The sequence below is a fragment of the Methanobrevibacter sp. genome (genome assembly GCF_015062935.1).
Taxonomy (GTDB): domain Archaea; phylum Methanobacteriota; class Methanobacteria; order Methanobacteriales; family Methanobacteriaceae; genus Methanocatella.
The window spans coordinates 1-15559 of record NZ_SUTM01000019.1 but is presented as its reverse complement, the minus strand read 5'-3'; the positions used below and the strand labels follow the sequence as shown (position 1 = coordinate 15559).

The following is a 15559-nucleotide window of genomic DNA, read 5'->3' as shown; positions in this document are numbered from 1 at the left end:
GTACCACCTTTATAATCCTAATTCTTCACACTCTGCATCGACGTATTTTTGGATTTTTTCAATGAGCTCATCATTTAAGTGTCTGAATCTTTTTTGCGGTGCTAAATATTCTCTTACAGGTTTCCTTTCTTCTGGCCTGTAAGTGATATCAAATTTACCGTCCACGATTTCATATAAAATCCAAGATCCAGTTTCAACAGCTAATCTACCCATTTCAATAGTTTTATCGGAACCGAATCCCCAACCTGTTGTACATGGTTGTTGTAAGTGTATGTACGCAGGTCCTTTGGTTTCAGCTGCTTTTTTAACTTTGTTGACATAGTCTTCTGGATAAGCTATTGATGCAGTAGCCACATAAGGAATTCCATGTGCTGCCATAATCATAGGCATATTTTTCTTAGGTTTGTCTTCTCCGAAACTTGCGCTTCCCATCGGTGATGTGGTTGTAGTTGCACCGAACGGAGTTGCTCCACTTCTTTGAATACCTGTATTCATATATGCTTCGTTATCGTAACAGATGTATGTCATGTTGTGTCCTCTTTCCATGGCTCCGGATAATGATTGAAGACCGATATCTACAGTACCTCCGTCACCACCGAAAGCAATAACATTAACATCATCTTTTCCTTGAATTCTTAATGCACTTTCCACACCGGATGCAACAGCACCGGAGTTTTCAAATGCTACGTGAATGAAAGGAACTTCCCATGCTGTTTCTGGGTATGGTGTAGTCATAACTTCAAGACAACCTGTAGCGGAAATAGCTACGGTATTTTCACCTAATGCATTTAAAGCTAATTTAACTGCAATTGATGCACCACATCCAGCACAACCCCTGTGTCCTGGTGCTAATAAGTTTTTATCAGGTATGTCCACCATATTTATTCCTCCTTGAGTCCAATCCATGTGACTTCTTTTTCAGGCACATTTTTGGTTTTTTCATATACTTCTAAGATTGAGTCAGGTGTGATGTCTCTTCCACCTAAACCTGCAATAAATCCGTAAGCTTCTTTGTGGATTTTTGCTTTAATGTCAGTGTATAATGCTCCACCTATTCCGAATGTTACGTTTTTATCGATTACAGCTAATTTATCACAATTTTTAACAGCTTCATCAATAGCTTCAACTGGGAATGGTCTGTAAGCTCTGATTTTAAGTAAACCAACTTTTTCTCCTTTTTCTCTTAACTGGTCTACAATTACTCTGATAGTACTACAAAGTGATCCCATTGCAACAAAGATAATTTCTGCATCTTCTGTTTTATAAGGTTCTACAAGACCATATTTTCTTCCGAAAATTTCTGCAAATTCATCACAAGTTTTTTGGATTACTTCAATAGAGTTTTCCATAGCAACTTGCATGTCATGTCTTGCTTCAAGATAATATTCTGGGTCTGCTAAGTTACCGATGGACATTGGGTCTTTTGGATCAAGGTATGAATGTTCTGGTTTATATGGAGGTAAAAATTTATCCACTGGCTCTTGGTCTGGGATTTCCACAGGCTCAACAGTGTGGGTTAAAATAAATCCATCTAAACATACCATTGATGGGAGTAATACATTTGGATTTTCTGAAATTTTATAAGCCATTAAAGTGGTATCTAATGCTTCTTGTGCATTTTCAACATAAATTTGCAACCATCCTGCATCTCTTTGTGCGATTGAATCTTGTTGGTCGTTCCAAATGTTTAATGGTGCAGATATTGCTCTGTTTGCATCTGCTAAAACAAATGGTGCTCTCATACCAGCTGCAGCAAATAAAATTTCGTGCATTAACATTAATCCTTGTGAGGATGTTGCTGTAAATACTCTTACTCCTGCACAACTAGCTCCAACAGCAGCACTTATTGCACTGTGTTCTGATTCAACTTTAACATATTTAGCATCAATTTTTTCATCTGCAACATATTGTGCTAAGTACTCTGAAATTGTAGTTTGTGGAGTAATTGGATAAACAGGAATAACTTGTGGTTTAGCTAATCTTGCAGCTTCTGCAACTGCTTTGTTTGCGGTCATTACTTCTCTTATCATTAAATCACTCTCTTTATTCTTTTACCATTTCGATTGCATCGGAAGGACATTCATGTGCACAAATTCCGCATCCTTTACAGTAATCGTAATCAATATCGTGTTGTTTGTTTACACTGGAATCCGGACAAAATACAATACAATTGTCACAATCAATACATTTTTCTTTGTCTAAAATAGGTTTGAAAGTTCTCCAACTTCCAGTTTTATTATTTTTACTACTTCCTGGTGTTTTAATTACACATCCTATAGTTACCATTATCTCACCTTATTATCCCATTTCGTAAGCTTTTTTGGTAGCATCTGCATTTAACTCTCCAATTTTTCCAGGGAATGTTTCTTTTATCACTTCAATAAGTGAATCAATACTTACTAGTTGGGTTTTTTTAGCAAAGTATCCTAAAATAATTGTGTTTACGATGTTACGTCCTAACAGGTCAAGTGCAATACCAGTTGCATCAATACTGTGGACCACATGTTCCCCACTACCTTCAAAGTCTTGGGTATTAATAATTACTTCAGTATTGTCTTTAATTCCAGCAAATACGTCCACTACATTTAATAATCCGTCGTCAAGTACTAATACGTAGTCAGGATTATAGATTTGATATCTTAAGTCGATAGGCTTATCATCAATTCTTGTGAAAGCCATTACTGGAGCTCCTCTACGTTCAACTCCAAAAAATGGGAAAGCTTGAACATATTTTCCGTCTTTAAAAGCTGCTTTAGCCAAAATTTCAGCAGCTGTTACAGAACCTTGTCCACCTCTACCATGAAAACGAATTTCAATCATTAATTCTCCTCCATATATTTATCATGTATAATCATTATAAATTACAAAATATATAAATTTTATGTTAAAAATAAGTTTTTAAATAATTTTGTTTAAATTTTTTAATTTTAATCATTTGTTTTTTGTCTATTAATTTAAAAATGATAGTAACAGTCTTATTCTTTTTTTATACACTTTTAAATTCTTTTAGATATGGGGGAATGTTTTAAATGAAAATTAAATTTTGATAACTTTAATATAATACATTAATATAATAATTTAATATAAAAAATTTGGTTGGAAATTTTATGAAGGTTTTAATAATTACTGGTGAGTTAGCGTATCCTTTAATCAAAGAAGTTGTTTCAAATTCAAAAGAAGATATAATTGTTCATATTGCAGATAATACTCAAGTAGCTGCATTTTTAACTCCAAGACAAATTATTAAAGAAGTAAAAACCTGTTTTTCCGATCAACTGGATGAAATTGACATGATTCTTGTTCCGGGCTTAATAAAAAAAGGAACAAAAGAGATTACAAAAGAACTGGGAATTCCAACTTTCAAGGGGTCTACCGATGGAGCCGATCTTGCAATGGTTTTGAACCTGGTTGGAAGCATTGATCTGTCTGAAGACAGGCCTGCAGACAAATTGATAGAAGAGGAAAAACGTAAGGAAGCCTTCAAATTCATTGAAGAATTTGAAAATGATACTGAAAATATTAAAAAACTTCTTGAAAAGCCAAATAATATCCTAATCAGAAATCTTCCTGTCGGTGAGGATTTTCCAATGAGGGTGCTTTCCGAAATCGCTAATGCACCATTCCTGTCAAAAGAGGCATTAATCAATAAATGTAAGTATTTTGTTGATTCGGGAGCCGACATGATTGATATAGGAATGGCCGCAGGTGAAGATTTTTCCGACAAGATTCCTGAATTAATCCAAACATTAAGGCCGATTGTTGGAGATAGGCCATTAAGTATCGATACATTGAATGCCAAGGAAATTAAGGTGGCTGCCGAAAATGGAATTGATTTTGTTTTAAGCCTTGATTTGGGAAACAATTCTGAAGTTCAGGAAATACTGAAGGAAAAAGATATTCCAGCAGTATTGCTGCCGACTAATTTTTCACAGGGAAAATCTCCAAAATCTCCTGCAGAAAGAGTTGAATCAATGCATCAGTTAATCAAGGACACTGAAGGACTAAGATATGTGGCTGACCTGATTTTAGACCCTGTAAACAGTTCAAGTATCGTGGAATCAATTATTGCATGCAATGAATTTCACAAGACCAATCCCGCACCAATGTTTTTCGGAGTAGGTAACGTAACCGAATTGATGGATGCCGATTCAGGCGGTGTTAATGTGCTTTTAGCAGGAATAGGTATGGAGCTGGGAGTCAGTATTTTATTTACTCCTGAGGAAAGTGGTAAAACCAGGGGAAGTGTCTATGAACTGGCCACCGCTTCAAAGATGATGTTTCTTGCAAAACACAGAAAATCCATTCCAAAAGATTTGGGGATCAACCTGGTTGCCTTTAAGGATAAGCATAAAAGAAATGACATTATTTTAAATGAACTTGATGGCGTTGAAGAAACCCGGCAGAAAGCACCATTAAAATTCATAAGGGATAAGGCAGGAAGTTTTAAAATAAATGTAGATTACGGAACTACTGTAGCCGAAAGCAGAATCACTGCCACTCATTTTAAGAAAAACAATGCTGATTTGGTCATTGTAGGTCAATCTGCAAAAGAAGTATATGAAGAAATAATTTCAAAAGAGCTGGTAACTCGAATGGAACATGCAGCATATTTGGGTTCTGAACTTCAAAAAGCTGAAATAGCAATGATTACCGGTAAAGAATATGTTCAGGATTTTGAATTATTCAAAAATCCTGATGAGTTTAAAAATTAGTTTCAGTCAAAATCTGACGGATTTGCTCCTTCGCTTTGTCCGGCCTGTTGACTGGTATCAACACTTCCGGAATCAGTGGAAGTTGCAGGCTGTGCATTATATGAACTGTCAGAACTGTATCCTCCATCGGAACTTGCACTGTCACTACTACTGTAACTGCTTTGACTTGAATCTGGAGCATATATTCCAGTATCTCTAGTAGCGCCTTGAGTGCTGTCTGTTGTGTTAGTATTTGAAGTATTTGTTGTTATGTTTGTCGTATTCACAACAGGGTCCGTTTGATTATTGTGGTTAAATGATATTCCAACACCAGTAATAACAATGTATGCCCCTGCACTTAGTACAATAAGAATTAATAAAATTATAATTATGGCATCGCCTTTATCCATGTTTTACCTCCATACATAATATATGATTTAGATTAATATATAATTAATTACATAAAACTTATATTATATAGAATATAATTAATAGTAATAATTTTTAGGAAGGTTAAATTTTGCAATCAGATAACATATCTATTAAAGACATTGATGAATTACTTTTACAGTCAGAATATGTTTCAAATAATGAAATTTCAACAACTGTATATTTATCATTTTTGCTTGGAAAACCAATGTTAATCGAAGGACCGCCTGGTGTAGGTAAAACAGAGCTTGCAAAAGTAATTGCAAAGGCATTTGAAAGAGATTTTTTCAGGATTCAATGTTATGAAGGAATTACTTTTGAGCAGATTGTCGGTGAATGGAACTATCAAAAGCAACTGCTTCATTTGGAAGCCGCCAGAAATGAGACAGATAGTGAAGAAAAAATATTCGATGAAGAATATTTCATACAAAGGCCTCTTCTCAATGCTTTTTTAAATGAAAATGATTCCGTATTGCTGATAGATGAAATTGATAAGGCCGATGAGGAAGTTGAAAGTTTCTTGCTTCAGGCATTGGGTGAACAGGAGATAACAATTAATGACCTCGGAACATTCCAACTGAAAAATGATTTAATTGTTATATTAACTTCCAACTCACAGAGATCACTTCTTGATGAAACCAAGGACAGATGCTTATTTTTATACATTCCATACCCTACTGTTGAAAGGGAAATTGAAATCGTCAAATCCAAAATACCTGATGCGGATGATGAGGTAGTCTCTACTGTTGTTAAACTGGTTCAGAATATCCGTAACTTAAATCTGATGAAAAAACCGTCCGTAAGAGGTACTGTTGACTGGGTAAAATCAGTCACTAATCTCGGAACAAAAAATCTAGATGAATCACTTGAAAGCAGTATTGGCGTAGCTATTAAGACAGAAAGCGATAAGAAAAGAGTCATTAAGGATGTCTTGAACAAACGATAAAATGATTACTAAAATTGCAAATTTATCCGCACAGTTAAGGGATGAAGGCCTGCCCGTAAGTATTAGAAGTACTCAATCTGCGGTTCAAATCTATCAGGACTTGGGTTCTGATGACAGGCAACTTTTAAAAACTGCTTTAATGGCGGTTTATGTCAAGGACAGATATGATATTCCTAAATTCAACAAGATTTTTGAAAAGATTTTCAAAGAAAAGGTAGAGCAAAAGGCATCTGACCCGCTGGAACACAGTAAAGCTTACAGAGGAGCAGGTCCAAAATCAAATAAATATGTAATTAAAAAGCAAAATACTGCCTTTAAAAATGTTCAAAAAGAAAAAATCAACAATGAAAAGTTAAAAATGTTATCCGGCCAGCCTATTCTGGAAGAAGTCAAACAGCTTGAAAGGGATGGGGAGCTGATGAACAAGGACTTAACTAAACTCAACAGATTTGATCCGAGGATGCTGGAAATTTGTCAAAGACTGGGAAAAAGAATAGCCAATAAGCGTTCAAGGCGAAAAGTCAAATCCAGTTCCAATAAAATTGACATGAGAAAAACAATACGTGCAAATCTCAAATATGGTGGAGTCCCTGTAGAGCTTGTTAATGCAAAACCAAGGCCACACAAGAACGAACATCTCTTCCTGAATGATATCAGCGGGTCCTGTGAGTGGATAAGTAGCTGGTTTTTCATGCTGATGTTTTCAGCACAGACTGCATTCAAACGCTCCAGAACTTTTGAGTTTGACAATAAGGTAATTGAAACTACAAAAGCATTAAAAGAGGAATATCTGATTGATTCTTTTGTTAAAGTAAGGGATATGAGAGTTAAGAATATGATGGTTCATGGAACATCAGACATGTATTCAGCCTTTACCAAGTTTCAGGAAATGGCAAATATAAATAATAAATCTTATGTGATTATACTATCCGATTGCAGGGATTGGTCCGGACCTAAGGTAAACGGCATTCCTGCCAGTGTGGGAGTTTTGGAAGAGATTGTAAGGGATTCTAAAAAAGTTGTAATATTGAATCCTGAAGACAAAAACAAATGGGATGTTGTTGACAGTTGTGTATCATTATATGAAGAGGCGGGAGCCCATGTATTCGAAGTAAATACTTTAAACCAACTGGCAAAATTTGTAGAACAGATGTAGGTAGTAAATATGCAGTGTAGTAAATGTGGTAATCCTAAAGTCATTATTAAAAAAGAGCAATCCGGCCAGATACTGTGCAAGGACTGTTTTATTGAATCTATTGAAAAAAAGGTAATTCAAACAATTAAAAAAGAAAAGTTGTTGGATAAGGGGGATAAGGTTTTGGTTGCACTTTCAGGAGGTAAGGACAGTGTAACTACCCTGGAAATATTGAACAGTTATCGTGAAAGGAACATTATAGATATTTGTGCCGTTACAGTTGATGAAGGCATTGCCAATTACAGGCAGGCAGGTGTGGATATAGCGATACGCCATGCCGAAAGATTAGGCATTGAACATAAAGTTGTTTCTTTAAAGGAAAATTACGGCATCAGTCTGGATGAAATAATGCAGAGAGAAAACCATAAGGGGTCATGCACCTACTGCGGAGTATTCAGAAGAACCATCATTAATAAGGCAGCCCGTGAAATGGGAGCCACCAAGATTGCAACAGGCCATAACCTTGATGATGAAGTTCAGGCAATCATGATGAATTACCTTGAGGGAAATACAGACAATCTCACTAAACTCGGAGCAAAAACAGAATCAAAGGCTGAGGAATTTACTCCAAAAATCAAACCGCTTAGGGAAATTCCGGAACGTGAAATCGGATTGTATGTTGTTGCAAAGGACCTGGAAGTTCATTTTGACAGCTGTCCATATGCCATGCAATCATTCAGGGGTGAAGTTTCAGAGCTTATAAACCAGCTGAATGAAAAACATCCAACCATCAAATACTCCACTTTAAGGGGTTATGATAAAATAAAAAACATACTGAAAGACGAACTTAAAAAGGAATATGCTCATGGAAGATGCGTCAGATGCGGAGAGCCATCATCCAATGAATTATGTAAGGCATGTTCATTTTTAGAAGAATTCGGATTGTGATATTTATGTCATTTACATTAATATATAAAAATTTAAATGAAAAACGTGAAATACCAAATGAAAATTATTCCATTAAGGATTTACTTAACGATTTGGAATTATCCGCTCAGACAATTGTATCTAAACAAAACGGTGAACTGGTGATTGAAGATACAATTATTGAAGAAGATGATGAGATACAGTTAGTTCAAATAATATATGGTGGTTAAGTGAAGATTAGTTATGAATGCGGCCCATGTTTTTTAAGGCAGGCACGTGAAGCAATGGATTTGTCCACTGATGATGAAATGCTTAAAATGGAAATAATGGAAGACATCTTTAAATTTTTAAGTGAAAACTTTAAGGTAGGAACCAATTCAAACAGCACAGGTTCAACCATGCATAAGATGATTAAGCAAAAAACAGGGTGTGCTGATCCATACTACAGGGAAAAGATTGAAGGAAATGAAATTGCCTTGAAGTACTTGCCGGATGTAAAAAAGATACTGGAAGAGGACGACAGTCTGGAAAACTATGTTAAAATAGCTATTATTGGAAATATCCTTGATTTTGGAGCATTCACATTGGATGATGATATAGAAAGTGTAATCAAATGTTCACTGAAGAAGGATTTGGTTATTAAGGATATTGAAGAATTTGAAGAATCCCTTAAAGCTAATGATAAAGTATTGTACTTGGTGGACAATACCGGAGAGATAGTATTTGACAAGTTACTTCTATCAAAAATTAGTGAATACGGATTAAAGATTACTATAGCAGTCAAATCCGAACCTATTCTAAACGATGCATGCATGGCCGAGGCATTGGATGCAGGTCTTGACGAATTTGGAGAGATCGTTGAGATAGGTGCCGGAACAGTGGGTTATGTCGACAGTGAAATTTCAGATGAATTCAGGGAAATTTTCAACAGCCATAAATTCATAATATCAAAGGGAATGGGCAATTACGAAGGATTGACTGAAATAGATTTGTCCGATAAGGAAATTTACTTTTTGTTATGTGCAAAATGCAATACCATTTCAAGAGATATCGGCGTTAATTTACATGATATGTTGCTTTTTAAGAAATAATAATGTGGTTAAATGATTATAGGATTTGTAGGTTTTGGCAAAGTTTCTAAAAGTCTTTTAAGGAGAATAAAATCCCCTGATGTTAAGTTCATAACCTCCCATGAAAACAGGTCTCGTGAAACTTTGAATCAAATTAAAAATGAAAATATCCAGGTCTTAGATACTTTCAGGGAGGTAGCTATCAAATCAGATATTCTGATTTCTGCAAATTCACCTAAATCTGCATTGGATGTTGCTAAAAAATACGGCAGGTACTGTGAGGGCATTTACCTGGATTTAAATAACATATCTCCAGATACAACCTTGGCAATCGATAAACATGTAAAAAATCTAGTCGATGGAGCCATCATAGGAAAAATTGACTCTGAAAACCCTATTTTATATATTGCAGGTAAAAGAGCCGACGAATTGATGTTTCTGGATGAGTATATTTCAACTAAAAAAATCAGTGAAAATGTAGGTGATGTTGCTACTTTGAAATTGCTTAGAAGTTCATATACTAAAACATTATCCGCTCTTTTAATAGAATCCTATGAAATTTCCAAAATCCGCAATCTCGAAGCTGAATTTTTTGAAATCTTGGCATTGACTGAAGGTGATGATTTTAAGGAAAAGTCCATGTCAAGAATTTACAATACCCTAAACAATTCTAAAAGAAAATCCGAGGAATTGGAAGAAATAATTAATTATTTTGATGAAAATGATTTGGTAATGGTTAAAGCTGCATTAAGGAAAATCAGCCAATAACCACATTAACCTTAAAACCTTTTTTAGCTTTTTTTATGCTTCCGCTAACCGGAATGAAATGAGAATCCATAATGTATCTTAAGTATGTAACTTCAACTGCAGGAAGTCTAAGATTTGTTTTAATCTTTTTACCTTCACTTTTGAACTGAACAGATATTTTGCCGTTCTTGTCAACATACAAATCGGTATTGAGACCTTCTTTTGTAATTTTTGTTTCAAATTTTGTTAAGTTAAGTCCCGCTTCAAGGGTCAATGGTGCATTTACCTCGATATTCTGGCTTCTGAATGTTTCATTAGCTTCCCGTGCACTTTTACCGCTGCTTGCCACGTACCATGCTCTGTCAATTACCTTTTGAACTTTTTGATTGTCCGGAATTACTCCCTGTGCTTCATAGCTTTTCATCAAATCCATTACTTCTCTTTTACTGACGTCCATTTCAATTGCGCTGATGGCCAGTCTTGTCATCACAGGGCCGTAATCTGATCTTCTGAATACCGCCCAAATGGATTCGGGGTCTCTGTAAACTCTTCTTTTAATGATTTCGTTTATTGTAGTTCCGTTGAGGTAAGCTATTTTTTCAAGATTCCCCCGTGAATATGTGTTCATTCTTTTGTATATGTCTTTCCAGTTTCTCTCGCCGGGAACCCTGCCTGCATCAATTTCCCTTTCAAGAATTTCAACGGTAGTTTTAGGGAGTAATTTTTTAACATCCTGTGATATTACCATGTCGTTGTCAATAATTGATTGCCTGATTATTCTTCCGGAATATTTGTCTTTGTTGAATTCTTTTATGACATGATACTTTAGCTTTGAGCCTAAAAATTCATTTATTGCATACCATCTGATTTCATTTCTATTTTTGTAGCTTTTGGGCATTCCAACAAAATTGCCTTCGTCAATAAACGGTTGTGCCTTTTGTTTTATTTCATCCAGGGTGATGCTTGCAGAGGTTATATAATCTGTCACCCCATCATCAATCATTTGTTTAAGTCTTATTGGGACACTATATGATAAAACCAGTCTGTGATGAAGGCCTTCAAATGATTTCACTTCATCTGCACCTAAAGACAGCGCCATTTCACTACGCGCATCAAAATCAACAAAAAATGGGGCATGGTTTGCACTAAAACCCTTATTCAAATACACGACAACTTTTTTATTTTCCCTATCAGCTAACTTTCTAGCTTCCTTAATTAATTTTTCATGACCTTTATGTACGGGGTCAAAATCTGCACTAATTCCAATCAATATTAACACCAAAAAAAGAAAAAGGATAATATTTAATTATCCAATAAGTTTAAAACACCACTAATCACTAACCATATTCCTATTAATGCACCTAGGATTATTGGGTTTGAAAGATAAGTTCCAATTACTATGTACAACAATCCAAGAACAATTCCGGCAATTCCAATATAAAATCCGTATCTGGAATTTCGGTTATTGATTAGGGATACCAATGCTACAACAATCAACATTATTCCTGCAATGTACATTGTGATTTCAGTTAAAAATCCTAGAAGCATAGGATTGAATATCAAACCGAAACTCACAAATAACAGTATCAATGCCATTATCAAATTGAGTATTGCTCCTGATGTATTGTAATCAATGATTGATACTCCAACAACAAACAGGTATATTGACATTAACAATACTGACAGGCCGATTAAAGATCCAACTCCAATCAGTCCCATTGTCGGAAATATAATAATGATTAATCCGAAAATTATAGCTAGTAAACTAATAAATTTAGTTTTCATAATTGCCTCCTAATAATATTATGTTATATGTTATTTAATATAATGGGATATGTTTTATCTCAACAGTTGATGAATTCATATCTGAGTTATTAACTTCAGCTAACCATTCTCCTTTGCATTCACAGTCATATTCAATTTTGCTTTGTGTTAAATTGTTAGCTATAATCATATGTTTCAAATCTTTATTACATTTTTTACAGTTATAAGGTCCTCTTCTGGAACCGAATCCTGAAGTATCCATGAGTGCAGGTATGTCCAGCTCATCGCGTACGGTATTGATGATTTCAATACATGACCAGATCCATGGAGGCTGATATGCTCCTTTTCTCCAAAATCTTTCAATAACGGTTCCTCCATGTATGGTGGCGGGACAGAATGATAATCTGTTAACTCCTACTGAATCGCAGTATCTGGCTGTTTGAATCGCTTCATCAATTGCCTGGGATTCTGAAACTAAAATAGGTTTAACAAAAATGTATGCCTTTGATTTCAAGTTATATCCTTTTGTGTCCTTTAGGTTTTGCATAAGTTTAACTGCATTTTCAAAATCATCACGTGTGAATCCCTTATTGATTTTTTTAAGTCGGGTATAATCATTTGAAGTTTCAAGACCTATACTTACTTCAAACAGTGTATCACCGATTATTTCGAAAATTTCATCTAGGATTTCCTCTTTTACATACTCAGGTCGGGATTCAACAATAATCTCTGTGATATTTCCCAATTCCATCAGGGTCTTTAAAATTTCGTCACGGGCATCCTTTGGAAGCTCATAAGGATTTAAGAAACTTCCTGATGCAAATAATTTTACAGAAATCTTGTCCTCTTCAGCTATGGGGTGCCTGGATAAATGATCGTTAAATATTTTTAAAATAGTGGGTGTATCGATAGGCTCCAATGTACAATCGGAAACATAACTGCACATTGTACATCCTCCGCTGTCTCCAACTGCCCAGGCACAACCTGGAGTTGGCAGGATTATGAATAATGTTTTCGCAACACCGTCATAGGTTAAATCATCATTGTACCAGCTTGCTCCAACCTGTTCTGGAGTTTTTGGATCTTTTCGCTCAAAAGCTCTCTGCCGAATTTCTTTAGTTAAATTTTCAATTTCCATTATAATACCTGCAATATAATAAATGTAATATTATATTATTAGGATTTTTTTATAATTAAAAATTATTGTTAAAAACTGGAAATCACATCTTCGAATAATTTTATAGATTCGTTCTGTTGCCTGCCAAATGGTGCACTAACAATGAACTGTGTTACACCACTTTCTTTTAAGGTATCAATTTTTGGAATAATCTCTTTTGAAGTTCCGGCAACTGAAAATATGTCTATTAAATCATCCTCAATGAATCTAAGTGCATTTCCGATATTTCCCCGACTTAATGAGAGGTATATGTTGTCCCTAACTTCCTGGGGAATGTCATGTCTTTCAAGTAGTGGCGGAGCACATCCTGCTATTATGAATGCAACAACAATTTTGGATGCATTTTTAGCTATTTCAATATCATTGTCAATGGATGTCGGTGTGTAAGCGGCTATGTCAAAATCTTTCATATCTTTTTTTGAATGGTCAATTCCCTTTTGGATGTGGGGAAGCAATTCTTCATAATCTTTGGGATGTGATGCATTTACAATGCAGCCGTCTGAAATTTCTCCGGATATCCTCAGCAGTTTAGGACTTTGAGCTCCGATATATATTGGTATATTTGATTTTTTCTTTTCAAAGGATTCATGAAGTTTTTGAACATATTCTTTAAGTGTAGATACAGGATTGGACCATTGCCTGTTCAATTCTTTCATAATTTTTCTGTTTCCAGGTCCAATTCCAAATACTGTCCTTTTGTTAGATAAGTTATTGAGATGAATCATTTCATATAAGAAGTTTTCTACATTTTTAATATATGGATTTGTAACGCCAGGACCAATTTTTATTGTTTCGGTTTCAAGGGTAATGGCTTTTAAAAGCTGATACATATTCATATCTGATTTATGTGAAATCCATGCATATTCAAATCCGACATCTTCAGCTAGTTTAATTAGTTCAATGTTTTCATCTAAGTTATCTTGTGGAATAATTCCTATGCCGAATTTCATAGTCTTCATAGTAATATTATATAAAAAGTAGTTTTAAAAGTTAATGAATGAATTTAGTATTAAAAAAAAGAAAAAAAGAAAAGAGTAAGCAAGTTTAGAAACTTGCGATTACGTCTCCTAATAATTTAATGGATTCTTCTACGTTTTTACCAACAGGGGATCCTGCTACGTATTGAGTTACACCCATTTCAGCTAAGCCTTCAATTTTTGGAATGAACTCATCAGGAGTACCACATACGGAAAATGCGTCAAGTGCTTCATCGGTTACAGCACCAATAGCTCCACCGAAGTCACCTTTAGCTAAGAAAGCACCCATTTGTTCGTTGAATCCTTCAGGTAATCCGTGTCTTTCGATAACTGGAGCAGGGGAACCTGCTGCAATGAAAGCAACAACGATTTTTGCAGCGTTTTTAGCTGCCTCAGAGTCAGCACCAATGGAAGTTGCAGTGTATGCACCTACGTCAAATGCTTTGTCTCCACCAGCTGCTTCGATACCTTTTTTGATCATAGGCATAGCTGCTTCGTAATCTTTAGGGTTGGAAGCGTTAATTAATACACCATCTGCGATTTCTCCAGCGGTTTCTAACATTTTAGGTCCTTGAGCACCCATGTAAATAGGGATGTGTTCTTGAACAGCTTTTGCTCCACCTAATGCTGCACCAGCTTCGGTTTTTCCACCGGATAATAAAGTGTTAATGTCAGCGATTGCTGCTTTAATTGTGGATACTGGTTTTTCCCAAGCGATTCCTAAAGCATCGAAAGTTGCTTTGTCACCAGGACCAATACCGAAGGTTGCTCTTCCTTCTGAGATTTCGTCAATGGTTGCGATTGCAGAAGCGGAAATTGCAGGGCTTCTTACGTATGGGTTGGTTACACCAGGACCCATTTTAATGGTTTCAGTTTCATTTGCAATTAATGCTAAGGTTTCGTATACGTTTTTGTTGTTGTAGTGATCTGTGATCCATGCGTATTCAAAACCGACGTCTTCTGCTAATTTTACTAAACTTACTAATTCATCTAATGGTATTTGTGGTACGAATTCTATACCGAACTTCATATTTTATCACCAATATTATTTTAGTTGCCCTATATATAAAGTAATTATTATTTGAATTAGATAGAAAGTTTTAAATATAATTTGTTTAATTGTGCAGGCGAGGTTATAATATAATTAATTGTATTACTTAAAATATTTTTTGTAATACTTTCTTTGTTTGTAGTTCCTCTAATAAAATTTCTAAAAATCGCATATCATTTAGTATATTATAATAGTTTATATTAAATAAACTTTAATAATTATTTTTATTTACATTTTTTAACTATTTTAAATAAATTATTTTATATTTGAATTAATATTGCAATGTTTTTTAATTGATTTTGTTAGTACTATTTGTCTCTTTATTAGTTGTGCTATATGTTTTATATGGCGTTGGTCTAAGTTTTATTGTATTGGCAATTATGACAATGATGACTATATTTCCGCATATAGCTATAAATTATCATATTTATTATATTATTATTTAATATCATGAATGTGCTTTGTGAGTACTCGAGCTTTTCGGGTATGATGTAAGTTTTGTAGATGTGGTGAAATTTGATTATAGAATCTTTTATATCAAATTTTATAGTGTATTACACTCGTCTATTTTTTAGCGTACTTCATAATACTTATTATATTATGTCTGTTATGTGTTCAATTCTGTTTGATCCTGGCAGATGCTAC

At 34.8% G+C, this 15559-nt stretch carries 17 protein-coding genes; 7 read left to right on the top strand and 10 right to left on the bottom strand.

What is annotated here, in order from left to right; genetic code table 11:
- Positions 1–9: 9 nt before the first annotated feature.
- The 4 genes from porB to E7Z81_RS09065 are packed head-to-tail and all read right to left on the bottom strand — an operon-like array spanning position 10 to position 2820.
- Positions 10–876, bottom strand: coding sequence for a pyruvate synthase subunit PorB (porB, locus tag E7Z81_RS09080; protein ID WP_292746765.1), 867 nt, complete (start codon positions 874–876; stop codon positions 10–12).
- A 5-nt stretch (positions 877–881) separates the two neighbouring features.
- Complete coding sequence (gene porA / locus E7Z81_RS09075; RefSeq protein WP_292746636.1) at positions 882–2030, bottom strand: pyruvate synthase subunit PorA; 1149 nt, start codon at positions 2028–2030, stop codon at positions 882–884.
- Between the two features lie 13 nt (positions 2031–2043).
- Positions 2044–2286 (bottom strand): pyruvate synthase subunit PorD, encoded by a 243-nt coding sequence (gene porD / locus E7Z81_RS09070; RefSeq protein ID WP_292746633.1) that lies wholly within the window; start codon positions 2284–2286, stop codon positions 2044–2046.
- 12 nt (positions 2287–2298) lie between these two features.
- Complete coding sequence (locus E7Z81_RS09065; RefSeq protein ID WP_292746631.1) at positions 2299–2820, bottom strand: pyruvate ferredoxin oxidoreductase subunit gamma; 522 nt, start codon at positions 2818–2820, stop codon at positions 2299–2301.
- Between the two features lie 287 nt (positions 2821–3107).
- Between E7Z81_RS09065 and E7Z81_RS09060 the strand changes: the two genes are divergently transcribed.
- Positions 3108–4712 carry a dihydropteroate synthase-like protein gene (locus E7Z81_RS09060; protein WP_292746627.1) on the top strand — a complete coding sequence of 535 codons (1605 nt, stop codon included), beginning with the start codon at positions 3108–3110 and terminating at the stop codon, positions 4710–4712.
- Positions 4713–4714: 2 nt separating this feature from the next.
- Here the strand turns inward: E7Z81_RS09060 and E7Z81_RS09055 are convergent, their stop codons facing one another.
- A complete protein-coding gene (locus tag E7Z81_RS09055) occupies positions 4715–5101 on the bottom strand; it encodes a hypothetical protein (protein ID WP_292746624.1) in 387 nt (128 codons plus the stop codon).
- A gap of 110 nt (positions 5102–5211) precedes the next feature.
- On the opposite strand from E7Z81_RS09055, the gene E7Z81_RS09050 reads away from it, so the two are divergent.
- The 6 genes from E7Z81_RS09050 to E7Z81_RS09025 are packed head-to-tail and all read left to right on the top strand — an operon-like array spanning position 5212 to position 9966.
- A complete protein-coding gene (locus tag E7Z81_RS09050; protein ID WP_292746620.1) occupies positions 5212–6066 on the top strand; it encodes a MoxR family ATPase in 855 nt (284 codons plus the stop codon).
- 1 nt (position 6067) lies between these two features.
- A complete protein-coding gene (locus tag E7Z81_RS09045; protein ID WP_292746617.1) occupies positions 6068–7222 on the top strand; it encodes a VWA domain-containing protein in 1155 nt (384 codons plus the stop codon).
- Between the two features lie 9 nt (positions 7223–7231).
- Positions 7232–8149: a TIGR00269 family protein gene (locus tag E7Z81_RS09040; RefSeq protein ID WP_292746614.1), complete on the top strand. Its 918-nt coding sequence runs from the start codon at positions 7232–7234 to the stop codon at positions 8147–8149.
- Between the two features lie 5 nt (positions 8150–8154).
- Positions 8155–8358, top strand: a complete 204-nt coding sequence (locus E7Z81_RS09035) for a MoaD/ThiS family protein (protein WP_292746611.1) — start codon at positions 8155–8157, stop codon at positions 8356–8358.
- Positions 8359–9219 carry a DUF89 domain-containing protein gene (locus E7Z81_RS09030; RefSeq protein ID WP_292746608.1) on the top strand — a complete coding sequence of 287 codons (861 nt, stop codon included), beginning with the start codon at positions 8359–8361 and terminating at the stop codon, positions 9217–9219.
- A 12-nt stretch (positions 9220–9231) separates the two neighbouring features.
- Entirely contained in the window at positions 9232–9966 is a 735-nt protein-coding gene (locus E7Z81_RS09025; RefSeq protein WP_292746606.1) for an NAD(P)-binding domain-containing protein, read from the top strand.
- Here the strand turns inward: E7Z81_RS09025 and E7Z81_RS09020 are convergent.
- The 5 genes from E7Z81_RS09020 to mer all read right to left on the bottom strand — a co-directional run bounded on the left by E7Z81_RS09020 (position 9956) and on the right by mer (position 14893).
- Positions 9956–11224 (bottom strand): nucleotidyltransferase family protein, encoded by a 1269-nt coding sequence (locus E7Z81_RS09020; RefSeq protein ID WP_292746604.1) that lies wholly within the window; start codon positions 11222–11224, stop codon positions 9956–9958. The two genes, E7Z81_RS09025 and E7Z81_RS09020, sit on opposite strands and share 11 nt — an antisense overlap.
- A gap of 23 nt (positions 11225–11247) precedes the next feature.
- Positions 11248–11730 (bottom strand): DUF308 domain-containing protein, encoded by a 483-nt coding sequence (locus E7Z81_RS09015; RefSeq protein ID WP_292746601.1) that lies wholly within the window; start codon positions 11728–11730, stop codon positions 11248–11250.
- A 34-nt stretch (positions 11731–11764) separates the two neighbouring features.
- On the bottom strand, positions 11765–12847 hold the full coding sequence (locus E7Z81_RS09010; protein ID WP_292746598.1) for an archaeosine biosynthesis radical SAM protein RaSEA: 1083 nt from the start codon (positions 12845–12847) through the stop codon (positions 11765–11767).
- Positions 12848–12915: 68 nt separating this feature from the next.
- Positions 12916–13845, bottom strand: coding sequence for a 5,10-methylenetetrahydromethanopterin reductase (locus E7Z81_RS09005; RefSeq protein ID WP_292746595.1), 930 nt, complete (start codon positions 13843–13845; stop codon positions 12916–12918).
- 85 nt (positions 13846–13930) lie between these two features.
- On the bottom strand, positions 13931–14893 hold the full coding sequence (gene mer, locus E7Z81_RS09000) for a 5,10-methylenetetrahydromethanopterin reductase (protein WP_292746593.1): 963 nt from the start codon (positions 14891–14893) through the stop codon (positions 13931–13933).
- Positions 14894–15559: the final 666 nt, after the last annotated feature.

What these genes read in the sequence shown, in the direction of transcription:
- porA (WP_292746636.1), bottom strand. Translation starts at nt 2,030, where the DNA reads ATGATAAGAGAAGTAATGACCGCAAACAAAGCAGTTGCAGAAGCTGCA.
- porD (WP_292746633.1), bottom strand. Translation starts at nt 2,286, where the DNA reads ATGGTAACTATAGGATGTGTAATTAAAACACCAGGAAGTAGTAAAAAT.
- E7Z81_RS09065 (WP_292746631.1), bottom strand. Translation starts at nt 2,820, where the DNA reads ATGATTGAAATTCGTTTTCATGGTAGAGGTGGACAAGGTTCTGTAACA.
- E7Z81_RS09060 (WP_292746627.1), top strand. Translation starts at nt 3,108, where the DNA reads ATGAAGGTTTTAATAATTACTGGTGAGTTAGCGTATCCTTTAATCAAA.
- E7Z81_RS09055 (WP_292746624.1), bottom strand. Translation starts at nt 5,101, where the DNA reads ATGGATAAAGGCGATGCCATAATTATAATTTTATTAATTCTTATTGTA.
- E7Z81_RS09045 (WP_292746617.1), top strand. Translation starts at nt 6,068, where the DNA reads ATGATTACTAAAATTGCAAATTTATCCGCACAGTTAAGGGATGAAGGC.
- E7Z81_RS09040 (WP_292746614.1), top strand. Translation starts at nt 7,232, where the DNA reads ATGCAGTGTAGTAAATGTGGTAATCCTAAAGTCATTATTAAAAAAGAG.
- E7Z81_RS09035 (WP_292746611.1), top strand. Translation starts at nt 8,155, where the DNA reads ATGTCATTTACATTAATATATAAAAATTTAAATGAAAAACGTGAAATA.
- E7Z81_RS09025 (WP_292746606.1), top strand. Translation starts at nt 9,232, where the DNA reads ATGATTATAGGATTTGTAGGTTTTGGCAAAGTTTCTAAAAGTCTTTTA.
- E7Z81_RS09015 (WP_292746601.1), bottom strand. Translation starts at nt 11,730, where the DNA reads ATGAAAACTAAATTTATTAGTTTACTAGCTATAATTTTCGGATTAATC.
- E7Z81_RS09010 (WP_292746598.1), bottom strand. Translation starts at nt 12,847, where the DNA reads ATGGAAATTGAAAATTTAACTAAAGAAATTCGGCAGAGAGCTTTTGAG.
- E7Z81_RS09005 (WP_292746595.1), bottom strand. Translation starts at nt 13,845, where the DNA reads ATGAAGACTATGAAATTCGGCATAGGAATTATTCCACAAGATAACTTA.
- mer (WP_292746593.1), bottom strand. Translation starts at nt 14,893, where the DNA reads ATGAAGTTCGGTATAGAATTCGTACCACAAATACCATTAGATGAATTA.